Raw genomic sequence first — 19,113 nt, 5'->3', positions numbered from 1 at the left:
TCAGCCGGCGTCCTCGGCGGTGCGCAGCCGTTCCGGCGCGGTGCCCAGGACCAGCGCGGAGATCGCCCGGTCGACGCTGTCCCCGAGGAACCACTCGCCGGTGTGGTCCAGGCTGAAGACCCGGCCCTCCTCGTCGATCGCCAGCAGCGCCTGCCCGTACGCCTCCTCGCCCAGCGGGGCGACCCGGGTGTCCAGGGCACGGCCCAGGTCGGCCAGGGTGCGGGGCTGGTGCAGGCCGCACAGCGGGTCGACCAGGAACGGGGTGCGGGCCAGCTGCCGGCCGGGGCCGGCCAGGTCGAAGGCGAGGCCGCCGAACTCGGCCCAGGCCTCCACCGCCGCCGGGAACACCGCGTGCGGGACGTCCGTCGGACCGCCGTGGCCGGCCAGGGTGTCGGCCCACTCCTCGGCCTGGCGGATCTGCCAGCGCCCGGGGTGCCAGCCGGCCGCCTTCAGCTCGGCGGCGACGTCGGCCGGGAAGCGCGGGCGGGTCCGTGGCGCGGGCGCGGCGAGGGTGGCCGGCGGCGGGGGCGGGGGCGGGCTGGGCGGATTCAGGACGGGCTCCGGTGGTTCGGGGACGGGGGACGGTCGGCGCGCCGGGCGGCCGGCGCGGGCCGGGCGCGGGGCCGGCGGGTCAGCCGGTGGCGGACGGGCCGACCGCGACGCTCTGGACGGTGAAGTGCTCCAGCAGCGGTGCGCAGGAGCGGCACGGCGGAGCGTGGGTGCCGTGGGCCGGATCGTGCTCTTCGCGGATCCGGACCGTGGTCAGCCGGGCGCCCTTGAGCGCCTTGCGGGCCTCGTGCAGGCTCATCGGCTTGCGGGCCGCGCGCTTGGAGCGCCGGCCGTCCACCGCGGCCAGGTACTGGGAGAGCAGGACCGCCTCGGGGCAGCGCCCGGTGAAGCGCTCGCGCTGCTCCAGCGGCAGCGCGTCGAGGAACTCGCCGACCAGCGGGTGCAGGGCGGGGCCGCGGTCCGACTTGGCGCCGGCCAGGGTGTGCACCTCGCCGCCCTTCAGCGACAGCGCGGCGGCGACGGCGGGCAGCAGGCTGTCGCGGTGGTGGCGCAGTAGTGGCGGCGCGGCCGGTTGCCCCGTGCTCATGGCGTCGTTCTCCTCCTCGTCTTCCCGCCGGCGTTCCCGTACGTTCTCCCGCTCGCCCTCCGCGTGGTGCAGGGGCCGACAGGGGTCAGCCTGTCAAACGACACTGACAACCGCACAACCGGGGTGCGGGGCACGGCCGGTCGGAGCCGGTCCGGGGGGTCTGGCGGTGGACGGTCACGCAACGTTGGCCGGATCCGCACGGCATCGTCACGACTCGTCCCCGGGTTTCCCGAATCCGACCCCGGGCGACTGTGACGGCCGGTAGCGTTCCGGCAGGCGGGCCGAGGGGACGGGCGGTCCGGTTGGGGTCGCCGATGGATGTGGCAACTCCTTTGCCTGCCATGGTCGTTGTGGTCGGAGGGGCCTGGGGGGCCCGGGCCGTGCGCCCGTGGGCCGGCGCCCGGCTCCACACAGCAAGGGGGGTCTTGCGATGACTGACACGGAAACCGCCAACGAGGCGCCCGGCGAACACGTACCCACACCCGGCGCGCCGCCGCAGCCCGCGCCGGAACGCCGGATCGGGATCGCGGTGGTCGGGGCCGGCTACTGGGGCCCGAACCTGGTCCGCAACGCGCAGCAGACGCCGGCGCTGCGCCTGCACTGGCTCTGCGACCTGGACCCGGCGAAGTCCCGCCGGGTGCTCGGCGAGTACAGCACCGTCCGGTCCACCACCTCCTTCGAGGAGGTGCTGGCCGACGAGCGGGTCGCCGCGGTCGCGGTCGCCACTCCGGCCGCCGCGCACTACCGGCTGGTCAGGGCGGCGCTGGAGGCCGGCAAGCACGTCCTGGTGGAGAAGCCGATCACCACCTCCGCCGCGGAGGCCGCCGAACTGGTGGAGCTCGCGGAGGAGCGCGGGCTGGTGCTGATGTGCGACCACACCTTCTGCTACACCCCGGTGGTGCGCCGGATCCGCGAGCTCGTGCACGGCGGGGAGATCGGCGACGTCCAGTTCTTCGACTCGGTGCGGATCAACCTCGGGCTGGTCCAGCCGGACGTCGACGTGCTCTGGGACCTCGCCCCGCACGACCTGTCGATCCTGGACTTCGTCCTGCCGCCGGGGGTGGAGCCGGTCGGCGTCTCCGCCCAGGGCGCCGACCCGATCGGCGCGGGCCGGGCCTGCGTCGCCTACCTCACGGTCCGGCTGAGCAACGGCGCGCTGGCGCACTGCCACGTCAACTGGCTCTCGCCGACGAAGGTCCGCACCACCATGATCGGCGGCTCGCGGCGCACCCTGGTCTGGGACGACCTCAACCCGCAGGCCCGGCTGGCGGTCCACGACCGGGGCGTGGACCTCACCCCGCCGGACGAACTGACCGACGCGATCCGCCATCAGGCCCTGATCTCCTACCGGGTCGGCTCGATGGTCGCGCCCGCCCTGGTCGAGCAGGAGGCGCTGCGCAACGTGATGGCCGAGTTCGCCGCCGCCATCACCGAGGGCCGGGCCCCGCTCACCGACGGCCGGTCCGGCCTGCGGGTGCTCCAGCTGCTGGAGGCGGCCTCGCTCAGCCTCGAACTCGGCGGCGCCACCGTCCCGGTCGGCGTCGGCCTCGACCCGGAGCTGTCCGGGCCGCACGAGCCGGCCCCCGGCCACGAGCTGCCCGCCGGCCACGAACCGTCCGCCGGGCAGGGCCTGCCCGGCACGTCCGCCATGTCCGAAGCTCAGGAAAGGGCCGCCACGCGGTGAACGCTGTACAGATCGAGGGCTCCCGCTGCCTGGTGACCGGCGGGGCCGGCACCATCGGCTCCACCGTGGTGGACCAGCTGATCGAGGGCGGCGCCCGCGAGGTGGTCGTGCTCGACAACTTCGTCCGGGGCCGGGAGGCCAACCTCGCGTACGCCCGCGAGATCGCCGGCCCCGGGCAGCTGCGGGTGGTGGACGGCGACATCCGCGACCGCGCGCTGCTGCGCGAACTCCTCGACCCGGGTACCGACCTGCTGTTCCACCTGGCCGCGATCCGGATCACCCAGTGCGCCACCGAGCCCCGGCTCGCCCTGGAGATCATGGTGGACGGCACCTTCGACGTGGTCGAGGCCGCCGCCGAGGTCGGCGTCGGCAAGGTGATCGCCTCGTCCACCGCCTCGGTCTACGGCCTCGCCGACGTCTTCCCGACGCCCGAGACCCACCATCCGTACAACAACGACACCCTGTACGGGGCGGCCAAGGTCTTCAACGAGGGCCTGCTGCGCTCCTTCCACGCCATGTCCGGCCTGGACTACGTCGCGCTGCGCTACTTCAACGTGTACGGGCCCCGGATGGACGTGCACGGCCGGTACACCGAGGTGTTCATCCGCTGGATGGAGCGGATCGCCGCCGGACAGCCGCCGCTGATCTTCGGCGACGGGACCCAGACGATGGACTTCGTCTACACCGAGGACATCGCCCGGGCCAACCTGCTGGCCGCCGCGGCCCCCGTCACCGACCGGGTCTACAACATCGCCAGCGCCGGCGAGGTCTCGCTGCGGGGCCTCGCCGACGCCCTGCTCACCGCCATGGACCGGACCGACCTGGACGTCGAGCACGGCCCGGCCCGGGGGACCGCCGGCGGCGTGGTGCGGCGGCTCGCGGACATCGGCGCCGCCGAGCGCGACCTCGGCTGGAAGCCCGAACTGGGCCTCGACGAGGGTCTGCGCCGGCTGGTCGCCTGGTGGCGCGAGCAGTAGCCGTTCCGGTCCCGCCCCGGTCGCCGTCGCGCCGCGCGCGTGGCGGCCTCCCGCCCCGTCCGTGCCCGGTCGAGCGTCCGCGCCCGGCCGGGCGCCCCGTCCCCCGATCACGTCCGCGCCACGTTCGGAGCACGCCTGTGTCCAGCATCCCCGTCATGATCCCCTGGCTCGGCGAGGAGGAGGCCGAGGCCGCCGCCGAGGCGGTCCGCTCCGGCTGGGTGGCCCAGGGCCCCCGGGTCGCCGCCTTCGAGCGGGCCTTCGCCGAGCACCTCGGCGTCGAGCACGCCGTCGCGGTCTCCTCCTGCACCACCGCGCTGCACCTGGCGCTGATCGGTGCGGGCGTCGGCCCGGGGGACGAGGTGGTCGTCCCCTCGCTCTCCTTCGTCGCCACCGCCAACGCCGTCACCTACGCGGGCGCGGTACCGGTGTTCGCGGACGTCGACCCGGCCACCGGGAACCTCACCGCCGCCACCGTCGAACCGCTGCTCACCGGGCGGACCAGGGCGGTGGTCGCGGTCGACCAGGGCGGGGTGCCGGTCGACCTGGACGGCATCCGGGCCGCCGTCGGGCCGCACGGCGTCACCGTCGTCGAGGACGCCGCCTGCGGGGCGGGCTCCGTCTACCGGGGCCGTCCCGTCGGCGCGGGCGCCGAACTCGCCGCCTACTCCTTCCACCCGCGCAAGCTGCTCACCACCGGCGAGGGCGGCATGGTCACCTGCCGGGACGGCGAACTCGCGGCCCGGCTGCGGCGGCTGCGCGAGCACGGGATGAGCGTCTCGGCGGCCGACCGGCACGCGGGGGCCGGCGGCGCGAGCGTGCTGGAGACCTACGACGAGATCGGCTTCAACTACCGGATGACCGACATCCAGGCCGCCATCGGCCTGGTGCAGCTGCGCAAGCTGCCCGCCATGGTCGCCCGCCGGCGCGAACTGGCCGCCCGCTACCGGGAGCTGCTCGCCGGCACCGGTGCGCGGCTGGTCGACGACCCGCCGCACGGCACCACCAACTACCAGTCCTGCTGGGTGCTGCCGCCGGACGGCGCCCCCGACCGGGCCGAGCTGCTGCTCCGGCTCGCCGAGGCCGGCGTCTCCGCCCGGCGCGGCATCATGGCCGCCCATCTGGAGGCCCCGTACAAGGGGACGGCCAGGGTCCCGCTGCCCGCCACCGAACTGCTCACCCGGCGTTCGCTGATCCTGCCGCTGCACCACGCGCTGACCGAGGAGCAGCAGGACCGGGTGGTGGCCGCGCTGCGGTCCGCGCTCGGCTGAGCCCGGCGGTCCTGCGCGCCGTCCGTTGCGCCGCTGCTTCCGTCCGCTGTCCGTCCGTTCGCTCTGCTCGACCGCTCCGCCGCTCGACCGCTCCGCTGCTCGCAGGTTTCGCACAGACAGGTTCCGACCGGCCCAGGGAGACCACAGGATGACCACCGACCAGCCCGTTCCGCTCGTCGACCTCGCCGCCGCGCACGCCGAGATCGAGCCGGAGGTCAGGGCCGGCTTCGACCGGGTGCTCGCGAGCGGCGGCTACGTCAAGGGGCCGGAGGTGGCGGGCTTCGAGGAGGAGTACGCGGCCTTCTCCGGTGCCCGGCACTGCGTCGGCGCGGCCAACGGCACCGACGCCCTCGAACTGGCCCTGCGAGCCCTGGACCTGCCGCCCGGCGGTGGCGTGGTGCTGCCCGCCAACACCTTCGTCGCCACCGCGGAGGCGGTCCAGCGGGCCGGTCTGCGCCCGGTCCTGGTCGACGCCGACCCCGACCACCTGCTGATCGACCCGGCCCGGGTCGCCGAGGTGCTGGCGGACGCGGTCGCGCTGCTGCCGGTCCACCTCAACGGCCAGCTCGCCCCGATGGCCGCGCTGCTCGACCTGGCCGGCGACCGCCCGGTGGTGGAGGACGCCGCGCAGTCCCAGGGCGCCCGGCAGGACGGCCGGGCCCGGCACGGCCGGATCTCCGCCACCAGCTTCTACCCCGGCAAGAACCTCGGCGCCTACGGGGACGCGGGGGCCGTGGTGACCGACGACGACGACCTGGCCGCCGCCGTCCGGCTGATCGGGGACCACGGCTCGGCCCGCAAGTACGTCCACGAGCGGTTCGGCTTCAACTCCCGGATGGACGCGCTCCAGGCCGTCGTGCTGCGCGCCAAACTGCGCCGGCTGCCCGCCTGGAACGAGGCCCGCCGGGCCGCCGCCGCCCGCTACGACGGTCTGCTGGCCGGTCTGGACGGCATCACCCCGCCGCGCACCGCGCCCGGCAACGAGCACGTCTGGCACCTGTACGCGGTCCGGGTCGGCGCGGGCGGCGCGCGCCGGGACGCGCTGCTCGCGGCGCTGAACGCGGCCGGCGTCGGGGCCGGCGTGCACTACCCGGTGCCGGTCCACCTGCAGCCGGCCTTCCGGCACCTCGGCCACGGCGAGGGGGCGTTCCCGGTCGCCGAGCGGGCGGCGGGGGAACTGCTGACGCTGCCGCTGTTCCCGCAGATCACCGCGGGGCAGCAGGAGCGGGTGGTGGAAGTACTGGCCAAGGCACTGGCGGCCTGAGCCCGTTCCGTCCCGTTCCGTTCCGCGGCCGCCCCGCTCCGCGGCCGCCCCGTCGGCCCGTCCCGCGTCCGTTCTCCCGCCCGCCTCCCCGTCCCGGCGGTGACCGCCCCGTGCCCTGCCGGTGGCCGTCCCGTGTCCGGTCGGTGCCGGTCCGGGTCCGGTCCCACCGGGCGGGGGGCCGGGCCGCAGGCGTACCCCCTACGCTGGTTCCCAACAAGCGCACCGAGAGTTTGCAGCAGCCAGTGGGGGCTCCCAGATGACGACAGGTCGGCCCGGCGTCGCCGCCGCACCGAACGCGGCGTACGCAGGTCAGGTGGTGCAGTTCCCGGATCCGGTCCGCGCCGAGCGGCACCCCGCCGGGGTCCGGGTGGACGAGCACGGCCACCCGGACTTCGGCCCGTACGCCGCCGCGGCGGCCGAGGTCGCCGACCCGCCGGCCGGTTTCGGCGTCGACGAGCTTCGGCTGACCGACTACGTCTCGGCCAACGCCGCGCTGTTCACCCAGGGCCACCCGCTCTGGGCCGACCTGGACACCGCCGTCGCCACCCCGCCCGGCTGGACCTGGCACCACGTGGTCGGCCGGGCCGCGCCCGGCTGGCGGCGGATGGAGCTCGTCCCGGTCGAGGTCAAGGCGCTGCTGCGGCACCACGGCGGACTGGCCACCTCCTCCGCCGACCACAGCCGGCGCGGTACCCGCCCGCTGCAGGAGAAGCGGGCGGTGCACTTCCCGCTCGCCCTCGACGGCAGCGACCCGATCGGCGTCCCCGAGGACCTCGTGCAGCGGGCCGAGCAGCGCCTGGGCTACCGCCTGCCCGGCGCCTACCGGACCTTCCTCAAGCTCGGCGGCGGCCGCGTCCCGGCCGGGGTGGCTCTCGACCCGGACCTCGGGCTGCTGGTCGACCAGCCGTTCCTGACGCTCACCGAGGAGTACGGCACCGAGGACGTCGTCTACGCCAACAAGTGCCTGCGGGACCACTTCACCAAGGACTACCTGGGCATCGCCTACGCCCAGGGCGGCATCCTGGCGCTGAAGGTGCGCGGCGACCGGATCGGTTCGGTCTGGCTCTGCCTCTACGACGACGCCCGCGACACCGGCGCCCCGGAGTCCCCCGAGGACCGGGTCGAGCGGCTGCTGCTGCCGTGCGGGGACGACTTCGACGACTTCCTGCTGCGACTGGCCGGGAGCCCGCCGGAGCTGGAGACGGTCGCCGAGCTGATGGTGAACGGCGGGTTCGCCCGGGCCGTTCCGGTGGGCTGACGTGGCGTTCGCGGTGGAACGCAGGACGGGCCGGGAGACGGACCGGCCGGTCGTCGACGGTGTGGAACGAGCGGGGACGATGGGGACAGGGGTGAACCGGGCGTGGTGACGTACGCGCAGGCGCAGGAACTCGCCGAGGAGTGGATCAACGGCGGGGTGTCCCGGGAGCGGCAGCGCGAGGTGCGGGTCCGGGAGTTCGACCTGGGCTTCGTCTGCTGGGCCGTGCAGTCCGCCGAGGGCGGTACCGGGGCCGAGGGGGAGGCCCGGCTGGTGATCGCCCGGGACTCCGGCGCGAGCACCCTCTGGCCCGCGCTGCCCGTCAACGAGGTGGTCCGGCAGTACGAGGAGACGTACGGGCGGCCGGTCGCGGCCAACCCGGCCGGGGCGGCCCGGCCTGCGCCGGGGCCGGTGGAGGCGACGTCCTTCCTGTTGAGCCCGCCGCAGTGGCTGCAGGAGGCCGGGGAGGCGGCGCTCGCCGCCGAGGCGGAGCGGCTGGGCGCACCCGCGGCGGCCGGGACGCCGGCGTCGGGGGTGCCGGTGGCCGGTGCCGAACCGGTCGCTCCGGCCGGGCCCGCCGTCCTGCCGCCGCCCCCGCCCGCCCCGCCGCTCGATCCGGCACCCGCCGTGCCGCCGACCCCGGGGGTCCGGTTCGGGCGTGCCGACACGCCCGGGCCCGCGGTGCTGACCACGCCGCCGGTCTCCGAGCGCCCCGCCGGGGACGCGCCGACCATGCTCGCCCCGCCGCCCGGTTACGACGAGCCGGCCGGTCCGCCCGCGCACGGCCCGGGCGTCGAGGCGGCGACCGTCCTGCTGCCCGACGGGCTGCGCACCAACGGTGCCGGGCTGTCCGGCGAGCCGCGGGCCGGTTCGGAGGCGGCCACCGTGCTGCTGCCCGAGGGCGCCCGGCCGGGTCTCGCGGGTCTGCCGGGTGCGCCCGGTGGTCCGGGGACGCCGGTGCCGGGGACGCCGGTGCCGCCGTCGCTGCCGCCGATGGTGGAGCCCGCGCCGACGCTGCTGGCGCCGCCGGACGGTCTGCCGGGTCTCGCGGGTCTGCCGGGTGGTCCGGGTGGTCCAGGTGGTCCGGGGATGCCTGGTGGTCCGGGGACGCCGGCGCCGGGGACGCCGGTGCCGCCGTCGCTGCCGCCGATGGTGGAGCCCGCGCCGACGCTGCTGGCGCCGCCGGACGGTCTGCCGGGTCTCGCCGGTCTGCCGGGTGCGCCCGGCGGTCCCGGCACGCCCGCCCCCGGCACGCCCGCCCCCGGCACGCCCGTCCCGCCGCCCGCCGGCCCGGGGGTCGAGCACGCCGCCACCATGCTGGCCTCGCCCGACGGTCTGCCCGGACTGGCGGGCCTGCCGGGTGCGCCCGGGGCCCCGGTCCCGCCGCCGGTCGGTCCGTCCGCCGAGCCCGCGCCGCCGGGCGCGCTCGGCCGCGCACCGGGCTCCGCCCCGCCGCCGCCCCCGCCCGCCGCACTGCGCGGTGGTGCGGCCGGCCCCGGTGCGGGTCCGGCGCCCGCCGCGCTCGGCCGCAACCCCGGCTCGGCCCCGCCGCCACCCCCGCCGGCCGAGTTGCGCGGTGGCTCCGGCCCGGCGGTCTCCGCCGGTTCCGGCGGCCGCGGTGCCTCCAGCGCTCCGCCGCCCCCGCCGCCGGCCGGTCTGCGTCCCGCGGACGCCCCGGGCGCACCTCCCGCCGCCCCCGCCGCGTCCGGCGGGGTGGCGTACGAGCGCACCCAGCTGGCGGGCGCGATCGACCCGGGCACCCCGCCGTCCGGCGGCCCCGCCGTCCCGCCGCCGCCCGGTGCCGGCGCGCCCGCGGCCGGCTACGGCTACCCGGCCGGGCCCGCTCCCGCCGCACCGGCGCCGGCCCCGGTCGCCGCGCCCGTCCCGCCCGCTCCCGTCCCGCCCGTGCCCGGGCCGCCGCCGGGCGCCCCGGTGCCCCCCGGCGTGCCGGCCGTCGGCCCCGGCTACTTCGCCGCGCTCAGCTACCGGGGCCCGGACGGGTCGGAGCAGAAGCTGCTGCACCGCAGCGAGCCCGGCACCCCGCACCCGGAGTGGAAGATCCTCCAGGACCTGCGGCGGCTGAACGTGCCGCCGGAGCAGGTGCTGGAGCTCTACACCGAGCTGGAGTCCTGCGACCTGCCCGGCGGCTACTGCCACCGGATGATCGCCGCCTCCTGGCCGAACGTGCGGCTCACCCACACCGCCGACTACGGCCGGGAGCACCACTCCCGGCAGGCCGGCATGGCCCAGTTGCTGGACCACCTGGACGAGCTGCACCAGCTGGCCTCCGGTCCCCAGCGGGTCCGGCCGCTCCGGGTGCCGCTGCCCGCCCCGGGCACCGTTCCGGCGCCGCAGCCGGTTCCGCCGCAGCAGCTCGGCCAGGAGCTCGGCCAGGCCTTCGGGGCCAACGTGTTCCGCTTCGAGCAGCGCGCGGTGGCCCGGCAGGGCGTTCCCGAGCCGGTGGCGCAGACACTGATGTGGGCGGGTCTGCCGCGCGAGTTCGGACCGTTCTTCTGGGCACAGGCCCAGGAGGGCCGGCCGATCCCGACGCTCGCCGAGCTGGCGGCCGAGCGGGGTCTGGCGGGCGGCACCGACTTCGGCGGCTACCTGGTGCTGGGCAACGACTACGGCCGGCAGCTGTGCGTGCAGTACGGCACGGCGCACGTGGTCGCGATGGATCTCGAAGGAACCGGGGAGCCGCCCCGGTTCGTCAACACAGGTGTACCGGAGTTCGTCCGCGCGCTGGCCCTGCTGGGCCGGATGTGGCGGCTGCGGTACGGGCTGACCCCGGACCAGGCCGGTCGCTGGACGACCGACTTCCAGGCTCAGCTGGCCGCGATCGACCCGGCTGCGCTCCAGTCCGCGGACACCTGGTGGGCCGTGCTGCTGGAGCAGTTCTGGGACGGCCTGCTCTAGGGACCGTCGGACGGTCCCTGGCGGGCGGTCCCGGATCCACGCACGTGGCCGGGGGTCGTTCCGGTGTCCGGAACGGCCCCTTCGGCGTACCGGTGCGGCGGTGCCTCATTGGGGTTTCGCCATGATCTGCGCAAAATAGGTCAAGAGGATGGTCGCAATCGTCCATCCTCGACATGTTTCGATCCGTTCGACGTTCGACTCCCGACCGGGTTCGTCGACCCGGTTCCCGAGCGGACCGATCCGTCCGATCATGGGCTCCGCAGCCCGCGACACGAGGGGAAGAGCCCATGAGCGACGCCGTCCCCCAGTACGGCTTCACCGTTGCCCGGCGCGGTTACGCGCCCGAGCAGGTCGACCGAGCCCTGACGGCCTACACCGCGCAGCGGGACGAGGCCTGGGAACGGCTGAGCGTGCTCGGGTCCGGGATCCGGGAGATGGAACGCCGGCTGGCCGAGGTCCGGCAGGCCGCCGCCGATGCCCCGGAACCGGACTACGAGGTGCTCAGCGAGCAGGCCGCCGGGCTGGCCCGGACGGCCGAGAACGAGGCCCGCGCCGTCCGTGACAAGGCCGAGCGCGCGGCCGAGGACCTCCGTGACGAGGTCTACGAGGCCGGCCAGGCGGCCGACCGGGCCGCCAAGGAGTACGCGACCGTCACCCGGACCGAGGCCGACGCGGCCGCGCGCCGCACCGACGAGCGCACCCGGGCCGAGGCCGAGACGATCCGGGCCGACACCGACCGCGAGGTCCGGTCCGTCCGGGACGCCGCCACCGCGCACGCGGCCCAGGTCAGGGTCGCGGCCGCGGAGGCCTCCGAGCGGGCCGAGGCCAAGCTGGCCGAGCTGCGCCGCAAGGCCGACGAGACCTTCGCCGAGGCGCAGACCAAGGCCGACACCGAGGACGCGGCGATCTCCTCCACCGCCGAGCGGCGGGTCAAGGAGGCCGAGCAGTTCCGGGAGTCGGTGCTCGGCCGGATCAAGCAGAGCGACGCCGAGGCCCAGGCCAGGGCGGACGAGCTGATCGAGCAGGCCCGGCGCGAGGCCGAGCGGATCAACACGGCGACCGAGCGCGAGCACCGCGAGTTCACGGCCAGGCTGGAGACGGTGCAGCAGCACCTCGACCACATCAAGGCGACCCTGGCCTCGCTCACGGGCGCCGCGGTGGGCGCGATCGAGCCGCTGCCGGCCCCGGTGGCCGAGGACCTGGCGGCCGAGGAGCGGGCCGACCGGGAGCGGACCGACGACGCCCCGGCGGACGCCGCGCCCGCGGACGCCGCGCCCGCGGACGCGGCCCCGGTCGACGCGGCCCCCTCGGACGCTGCCCCGGTCGACTCGGAGGCGGACACGGGGGAGATCCCGCTGCCCGTCGGCGTCCCCGCCGCGGTGTCCGTCCCGGTGCCCGCGGCCGCCGACCCGCGGGCCGTGCTCCGCAAGGAGCCCGTCCCGGCCCTGCCCGCCGGTCCGGTCCCCGGCGCGGGCGAGGCGGCCACCGCCATGCTCCGGGTCACCCCCGGGCGGGTCGCCCCGGCCGCCGCCCCCGGCCCGGTGCCGCCGAGGCCGGCCACGCCCCCGGCGGTGCTCCCGCCGACGGACGGCGGCGAGGGGGCGGGCGCCGAGCGCCCGGCCGAGGAGGAGACCAGGATCATCCCGAAGATCGTGATCGTCGACGACGGCGCCGAGTACGGCACGCCGAACACGGTCGCCTACCGCCGCCGGCGCTGACCGCCGGCCGGCAGCCCCGTACGTACCGGGCCCCGAACGCGGGACGCGTTCGGGGCCCGGCGCGTCCGTGGCGCGTCCGTGGAGCGCCCGTGGAGCGTCCGCGGCGCGGGCCGGACGGACGGCAGGTCGGCGGGGGCGGCGGGACAGCAGGGCCGGCGGGTCGGCAGGGACCGGCAGGACGGCAGGGTCGGCGGGCGGCTCAGAGCACCTCGACCGCGGCGCCGCCGGCCAGCCGCCGCCGGCAGTCCAGCACGTACCGGGCGTGGGCGGTGATCGCCCCGTAGTCGAAGTCGTCGTGGTCGGCCAGCAGCACGACCGCGTCCGCCGCCGCCAGCTCCTGCGGGCTCGCCTCCACCCGGTGCACGGCCGCGAAGGGGTCGCCGTGCGGGTCGTGCTCGGCCGCCCGCTGGCCCGGGATCACCGGTTCCGGCACGTGCACCCCGACCACCACGTGGGGATCGGCGGCGCGGACCTCGGCGCCCATCCTGACCAGCAGCTCGGCGACCCGGGCGGCCGGCGTCTCCCGGGCGTCGCCGGTGTTCTTCTTGTACGCCAGCCCCAGCAGCAGCACCCGTGAGCCCTTGACCGAGCGCTGCCGCTCGTTCAGCGCCTCGGCGAGCCTGCGGACCACGTAGTCGGGCATGTGGCTGTTGACGTCGTTGGCCAGCTCGACGAAGCGGAACGACTGGCCGAGCGCCCGCTCCACCCGCCAGGACAGGTAGGACGGGTCGATCGGCAGGCAGTGCCCGCCCACCCCCGGGCCGGGGGTGAACCGCAGATAGCCGAACGGCTTGGTGGAGGCGGCGTCGATGGCCTCCCAGACGTCGATCCCGAGATCGTGGGCGAACATCGCCAGCTCGTTGACCAGGGCGATGTTCACATGGCGGAAGGTGTTCTCCAGCAGCTTGGTCAGCTCGGCCTCCTTGCAGCTGGAGACCGGGACGGTCCGGTCGATCAGCCCGCCGTAGAAGCCCTCGACCGCCGTCAGGGAGTCCGGGTCGATCCCGGAGACCACCTTCGGGGTGTTCTCCAGCCGCCAGGTCGGGTTGCCCGGGTCGATCCGCTCCGGGCTGTAGCCGAGGTGGAAGTCCCGCCCGGCGGTCAGCCCGGATCCCTGCTCCAGCAGCGGCGCGAGCAGTTCCTCGGTGGTGCCGGGGTAGGTGGTGGACTCCAGGACCACGGTCGCCCCCGGCCGCAGGTGCTGGGCGAGCAGGGCCGCCGAGGCCTCGATGTACGACAGGTCGGGCACCCCGTCGCGCAGCGGCGTCGGCACGGTGATCACCGCGACGTCGAACTCCGCGACGTCGGACGGCTCGGCGGACGGCAGATAGCTCCCGTTCTCCAGCAGCGGCCGCAGCCGCTCGGCCGGGATGTCCTCGACGTAGGACTCGCCGACGGCCAGCCGTTTGATCCGGCGCTCGTCCACGTCGTAGCCGACCACCCGGTGCCCCACCTCGGCCGCGCGGACCGCGAGCGGCAGCCCCACGTAGCCCTGGCCTGCGATGACAACGCGCATGACGAAGAACCCCCTCCATCGCGACGCCCCTGGCCCCTCCGGGCGTCTCCACACGGTCTTCACCACAGGGTAGGGAGCGGGGCCGGACGGCGGGGGCTTTCCCGGGATTGCGCCGAAAGGGGCCGGAAAGGGACGCGGGACCGCGATCGGGGCCGGCGGCCGTCCCCGTCGGGGGAAAAGCCCCCGGGACGGCACGCGATCGTGACCCCGGAGGTGTGGACGGGGAGGGCGGGCGGGGAAAAGAATGAGGCCGAGACCCGTGGCGTCCTCCAGGAAAGGACGCCACGGTTCCCGGCGTGTGGGCGGGCGCCCCCACCCAGGGCCGCCCGGCCTCGCACTCCCGACCCCCATCGGGTGTGCGACCGTGCCCCTCGCAGCCATCCCCCACGGTTGGGTGCGGCGGGCACATTCACCATGGTGCGCGATCTCCATGGACGGGCAGTGACAGGAGTATGTCCAGTTCGTGGCAGAACGCGACGATGGGGAAACGGCCCGGCGGAACACCGGGACCGGCAGCGTGCGGGGGGTGGTTCGTCCGCACCGCATCGCCGGCGGACGGCGTGCGGGTCGTGCGCCGGTCGCGCGCCGCCCCGCCCCCGGCCGTGTGCCGCGTGCGCGTCAGCCTCGCGGCGTAGGCTGGAGACCCCCGGCCGCACGGCGTGCCGGGCCGTTCGCGTTGCCCCGACGGGCCGAGGGCCCCCGGGCAGCACCTTCCTCGGGACGAAGAAGAGACTCCAGATGAGCCTGACCGGACTGCTCGATGTCGTCGCGCGGGACGCGGCCCTCGCCGAGGCGATCGAGGCCGCGACCGCCACCGGTGCGGCGGCCGGGGGCCGCCGCCATCTCGACCTGGTCGGACCGCCCGCCGCCAGGCCGTTCGCCATCGCCGCGCTGGCCCGCGCGCTCGCCGGGCAGGCGGCCGGGGAACGGGGCCGTCCGGTGCTGGCCGTCACCGCCACCGGCCGGGAGGCCGAGGACCTCGCCGCCTCGCTCCGCTCGCTGCTCCCGCCGGACGCGGTCGCCGAGTTCCCGGCCTGGGAGACGCTGCCGCACGAGCGGCTCTCCCCGCGCTCGGACACCGTCGGCCGCCGGCTCGCGGTGCTGCGCAGGATCGTCCACCCGCGCGTCGACGACCGGGCGTCCGGGCCGGTGCAGGTGATCGTCGCACCGGTCCGCTCGGTGCTGCAGCCGCAGGTGAAGGGGCTGGCCGAGCTGGAGCCGGTGGCCGTCCAGCGGGGCGAGTCGCACGATCTGGAGCAGGTCGCCCGGCGGCTCGCCGCAGCCGCCTACTCCCGGGTCGAACTCGTCGAGAAGCGCGGCGAGTTCGCGGTGCGCGGCGGCATCCTGGACGTCTTCCCGCCGACCGAGGAGCACCCGCTGCGGGTGGAGTTCTGGGGCGACGACGTCGAGGAGATCCGGTTCTTCAAGGTGGCCGACCAGCGCTCGCTGGAGATCGCCGAGCACGGTCTGTGGGCGCCGCCCTGCCGCGAGCTGCTGCTGACCGACGAGGTGCGGGCGCGGGCCGCCGAACTGTCCGCCGAGCACCCGGGCCTGGCCGAGATCCTGGACAAGATCGCCGAGGGCATCGCGGTCGAGGGGATGGAGTCGCTGGCCCCCGTCCTGGTCGACGACATGGAGCTGCTGGTCGACGTGCTGCCGCTGGGCTCGGTCGCGGTGGTCTGCGACCCCGAGCGGGTCCGCACCCGTGCCACCGACCTGGTGGCGACCAGCCAGGAGTTCCTGCACGCCTCCTGGGTGGCCGCCGCCTCCGGGGGCGACCGGCCCATCGACCTGGAGACCATCGACGTCTCGGCCGCCTCGCTGCGCTCGCTCGCCGAGGTGCGCGAGCACGCCGCCGAGATCGGCCTGCCGTGGTGGTCGGTCAGCCCGTTCGCGACCAGCGACGCCTCGGTCGGCGGAATGCTGGAGTTCGACACCAACACCCTGACCCTCGGCATGCACGCGGTCGAGGCGTACCGGGGCGACACCGCCCGGGCGATCGCCGACGCCAAGGAGCGGCTGGCCGCCGACTGGCGGGTGGTCATGGTGACCGAGGGCCACGGACCGGCCTCCCGGCTCGCCGAGATGCTCGGCAACGAGGGCATCGCGGCCCGGCTGGTCGCCGACCTGTCCGAGGCCCCCACCCGGGACGTCGTGCACGTCTCCTGCGGCTCGATCGAGCACGGCTTCGTCGACGAGACGCTCAAGCTGACCGTGATCACCGAGACCGACCTGTCCGGCCAGCGGTCCTCCACCAAGGACATGCGGCGGATGCCGTCCCGGCGCCGCAACGCGATCGACCCGCTGGCGCTGGTGCCCGGCGACTACGTGGTGCACGAGGCGCACGGTGTCGGCCGGTACGTGGAGATGGTGCAGCGCACCGTGCAGGGCGCCACCCGCGAGTACCTGGTGCTGGAGTACGCCCCGGCCAAGCGGGGCCACCCCGGCGACCGGCTGTTCGTGCCGACCGACCAGCTCGACCAGGTCACCAAGTACGTCGGCGGCGAGGCCCCGACGCTGCACCGGCTCGGCGGCGCGGACTGGGCGAAGACCAAGCAGCGGGCCAAGAAGGCGGTCAAGGAGATCGCCGCCGACCTGATCAAGCTGTACTCGGCCCGGATGGCGGCCCCCGGCCACACCTTCGGCCCGGACACCCCGTGGCAGCGCGAGCTGGAGGACGCCTTCCCCTACGCGGAGACGCCCGACCAGCTGACCACCATCGCCGAGGTCAAGGCGGACATGGAGAAGTCCGTCCCGATGGACCGGCTGATCTGCGGCGACGTCGGCTACGGCAAGACCGAGATCGCGGTCCGGGCGGCCTTCAAGGCGGTGCAGGACGGCAAGCAGGTCGCGGTGCTGGTGCCCACCACGCTGCTGGTGCAGCAGCACTTCTCGACCTTCGCCGAGCGGTACGCCAACTTCCCGGTGAACGTGAAGGCGCTGTCCAGGTTCCAGAGCGACAGCGAGGCCAAGGCCGTGCTGGAGGGCCTGTTCGAGGGCTCGGTGGACGTCGTCATCGGCACCCACCGGCTGTTCTCCTCGGAGACCCGGTTCAAGGACCTCGGCCTGGTCATCGTCGACGAGGAGCAGCGCTTCGGCGTCGAGCACAAGGAGCAGCTGAAGAAGCTGCGGGCCAACGTCGACGTGCTCACCATGTCCGCGACCCCGATCCCGCGCACCCTGGAGATGGCGGTCACCGGGATCCGCGAGATGTCCACCATCACCACCCCGCCGGAGGAGCGGCACCCGGTGCTGACCTTCGTCGGACCGTACGACGAGAAGCAGATCTCGGCCGCGATCCGGCGTGAACTCCTGCGCGAGGGCCAGGTGTTCTACATCCACAACCGGGTCGAGTCGATCGACAAGGCGGCCGCCCGGCTGAAGGACCTGGTGCCGGAGGCACGGATCGCCACCGCGCACGGGCAGATGGGCGAGACCCAGCTGGAGAAGGTGGTCGTCGACTTCTGGGAGAAGGAGTTCGACGTCCTGGTGTCGACCACGATCGTCGAGTCCGGTATCGACATCTCCAACGCCAACACCCTGATCGTCGAGCGCGGCGACACCTTCGGCCTCTCCCAGCTGCACCAGCTGCGCGGCCGGGTGGGCCGGGGCCGGGAGCGCGGGTACGCCTACATGCTGTACCCGCCGGAGAAGCCGCTGACCGAGACGGCGCACGAGCGGCTGGCCACCATCGCCCAGCACACCGAGATGGGCGCCGGCATGTACGTCGCGATGAAGGACCTGGAGATCCGCGGCGCGGGCAACCTGCTCGGCGGCGAGCAGTCCGGGCACATCGCCGGCGTCGGCTTCGACCTCTACATGCGGATGGTCGGCGAGGCGGTGGCCGAGTTCCGGGAGTCGCTGGCGGGCGGCGTCGAGCCGGAGGAGGAGCCGCTGGAGGTGAAGATCGAGCTGCCGGTCGACGCCCATGTGCCGCACGACTACGCGCCGGGGGAGCGGCTGCGGCTGCAGGCCTACCGCTCGATCGCGGCGGTCAACTCGGAGGAGGACATCACCCAGGTCCGGGACGAGCTGGCCGACCGGTACGGCAAGCTGCCCGAACCGGTGGAGAACCTGCTGCTGGTGGCGGCGCTGCGGCTGTACGCGCGGCGGTGCGGCATCGCGGACATCACGCTGCAGGGCTCCAACGTGCGCTTCGGCCCGGTCGAGCTGAGGGAGTCGCAGCAGCTGCGGCTGAACCGCCTCTACCCGCGCAGCCAGGTGAAGGCGGCGACCAACCAGCTGCTGGTGCCGAGGCCGTCCACCGGGCGGATCGGCGGCAAGCCGCTGGTCGGACGGGAGCTGCTGGCCTGGTCCAGGGAGTTCCTGTCGGCGATGTTCGACGACCTGGCGGGGGCGAAGAAGTAGCGGACCCCGCGGCGGTCGGGAGCCCCCGGAGGGGCCCTCGCCGGGTACGGCGGTCTCGGGCGGTGCTGCCCGGGGCCGCCGTCGGCGTTGGTGCGGGCGTTCGCGCACTGGCGCGTGTTCGCGGTCTCGCGTGCGGCCGCGTTCTTGCGGGCGTTCGCGTTCTTGCGTGCGGTCGCGTGCGGGGTGGCGGGAGCGGTGGGCGGGGTGCTGCCACCGGTCAGCCGAGCTTCCACTGGCCGACCTGGTCGGCGAAGCCGTTGTCCAGGGAGAACTGGACCTTGTCGAGCTTGGTGCCGTTGGGCACCTCGAAGACGACGAAGCCCTTGCCCGTCTCGCCGGAGGCGATGTTGGTCGGGGTCTGGAAGGACGGGCCGGCCTTGGTGTCGGCCAGCGTCGGGCCGTACGCCTGGCCCTGGTCGTCGATCACCTTGGCGGCACTCCACGGGGCGTCGCTGTAGGCCTTGGCCCCGGTCGGCTTGATCTGGAACTGCACGGCGACGTAGTGCTTGCCGTCCGCCGCGGTCAGGTACTCGTTGGTGCTCTGGGCCGGGTCGACCACCTTCAGCGCGGTGATGTCGGCGGTGTTGCCCTTCTCCAGGGTGCTCTTGAGGGCGATGGTGTCGCCGACCTTCGCCGGGGCCTTGGCCGCCTCGGCGGGCTTGCTCTCCGCCGGCTTGCTGTCGGCCGGCTTGGCCGGGGCGGAGGTGGCGGCGCCGGCCGCCGGGGCGGAGGCGGCGGCGGTCTGCTTGGCCTCGGTGGAGACGGAGGGGCCGCCGGTCGAGTTGCAGGCCGTCGCGGTGAGGGTGACGAGCGTGGCGCCCAGCAGCAGGGCGGCGGTGCGGCGGGTGCGGCGGGTGGTCGCGGACATCGGGGTCTCCTGTCGTGTCGCCGGGTACGGTCCGGCGGTTCTCGTCCTGTGCGGTGTCGACCTGACGTGCTGTCGACAGGAGAGATCACATCATCTGCTGTGAACGATGTCAACGGCCTTTCGTAAAACGTCTCCGTTCACGTGTGAACTGCTGGATCGGCCCCGCTGACTATGCTGTGTGGC

The 19,113-nt window shown here is 75.2% G+C and carries 12 protein-coding genes; 8 read left to right on the top strand and 4 right to left on the bottom strand.

Going from position 1 to position 19,113, the window contains the following annotated elements:
* Positions 1 to 552 carry an SUKH-3 domain-containing protein gene (locus ACIPYS_RS32080; RefSeq protein WP_093860780.1) on the bottom strand — a complete coding sequence of 184 codons (552 nt, stop codon included), beginning with the start codon at positions 550 to 552 and terminating at the stop codon, positions 1 to 3.
* Between the two features lie 79 nt (positions 553 to 631).
* On the bottom strand, positions 632 to 1,096 hold the full coding sequence (locus tag ACIPYS_RS32075) for a YwqJ-related putative deaminase (RefSeq protein WP_093860779.1): 465 nt from the start codon (positions 1,094 to 1,096) through the stop codon (positions 632 to 634).
* 430 nt (positions 1,097 to 1,526) lie between these two features.
* Here ACIPYS_RS32075 and ACIPYS_RS32070 point away from each other — a divergent pair, with 430 nt between their 5' ends.
* The 7 genes from ACIPYS_RS32070 to ACIPYS_RS32040 all read left to right on the top strand — a co-directional run bounded on the left by ACIPYS_RS32070 (position 1,527) and on the right by ACIPYS_RS32040 (position 12,178).
* Positions 1,527 to 2,780, top strand: coding sequence for a Gfo/Idh/MocA family protein (locus ACIPYS_RS32070; protein WP_400752785.1), 1,254 nt, complete (start codon positions 1,527 to 1,529; stop codon positions 2,778 to 2,780).
* Positions 2,777 to 3,757: an NAD-dependent epimerase/dehydratase family protein gene (locus ACIPYS_RS32065; RefSeq protein WP_400752782.1), complete on the top strand. Its 981-nt coding sequence runs from the start codon at positions 2,777 to 2,779 to the stop codon at positions 3,755 to 3,757. The genes ACIPYS_RS32070 and ACIPYS_RS32065 overlap by 4 nt, the downstream gene beginning before the upstream one ends.
* A 155-nt stretch (positions 3,758 to 3,912) precedes the next feature.
* On the top strand, positions 3,913 to 5,025 hold the full coding sequence (locus tag ACIPYS_RS32060; RefSeq protein WP_093864931.1) for a DegT/DnrJ/EryC1/StrS aminotransferase family protein: 1,113 nt from the start codon (positions 3,913 to 3,915) through the stop codon (positions 5,023 to 5,025).
* A 148-nt stretch (positions 5,026 to 5,173) separates the two neighbouring features.
* Entirely contained in the window at positions 5,174 to 6,289 is a 1,116-nt protein-coding gene (locus tag ACIPYS_RS32055; RefSeq protein ID WP_400752778.1) for a DegT/DnrJ/EryC1/StrS family aminotransferase, read from the top strand.
* A gap of 256 nt (positions 6,290 to 6,545) precedes the next feature.
* Positions 6,546 to 7,547 (top strand): SMI1/KNR4 family protein, encoded by a 1,002-nt coding sequence (locus tag ACIPYS_RS32050; protein ID WP_093860775.1) that lies wholly within the window; start codon positions 6,546 to 6,548, stop codon positions 7,545 to 7,547.
* A gap of 102 nt (positions 7,548 to 7,649) precedes the next feature.
* Entirely contained in the window at positions 7,650 to 10,460 is a 2,811-nt protein-coding gene (locus tag ACIPYS_RS32045; RefSeq protein ID WP_400752774.1) for an SUKH-4 family immunity protein, read from the top strand.
* A 287-nt stretch (positions 10,461 to 10,747) separates the two neighbouring features.
* Positions 10,748 to 12,178: a hypothetical protein gene (locus tag ACIPYS_RS32040; protein WP_400752772.1), complete on the top strand. Its 1,431-nt coding sequence runs from the start codon at positions 10,748 to 10,750 to the stop codon at positions 12,176 to 12,178.
* 199 nt (positions 12,179 to 12,377) lie between these two features.
* Here the strand turns inward: ACIPYS_RS32040 and ACIPYS_RS32035 are convergent, their stop codons facing one another.
* Positions 12,378 to 13,694 (bottom strand): nucleotide sugar dehydrogenase, encoded by a 1,317-nt coding sequence (locus ACIPYS_RS32035; protein ID WP_093860773.1) that lies wholly within the window; start codon positions 13,692 to 13,694, stop codon positions 12,378 to 12,380.
* Positions 13,695 to 14,432: 738 nt separating this feature from the next.
* Between ACIPYS_RS32035 and mfd the strand changes: the two genes are divergently transcribed.
* Positions 14,433 to 18,062: a transcription-repair coupling factor gene (mfd, locus tag ACIPYS_RS32030; protein ID WP_093860772.1), complete on the top strand. Its 3,630-nt coding sequence runs from the start codon at positions 14,433 to 14,435 to the stop codon at positions 18,060 to 18,062.
* A gap of 217 nt (positions 18,063 to 18,279) precedes the next feature.
* Here mfd and ACIPYS_RS32025 read toward each other — a convergent pair whose 3' ends face one another.
* Positions 18,280 to 18,930, bottom strand: coding sequence for a DUF4352 domain-containing protein (locus ACIPYS_RS32025; RefSeq protein WP_093860771.1), 651 nt, complete (start codon positions 18,928 to 18,930; stop codon positions 18,280 to 18,282).
* Positions 18,931 to 19,113: the final 183 nt, after the last annotated feature.

It is taken from the genome of Kitasatospora sp. NPDC089913 (assembly GCF_044748625.1).
Lineage (GTDB): Bacteria > Actinomycetota > Actinomycetes > Streptomycetales > Streptomycetaceae > Kitasatospora.
Note: the sequence above shows the minus strand (reverse complement) of the source record. Positions and strands in the feature narration are given on the sequence as shown.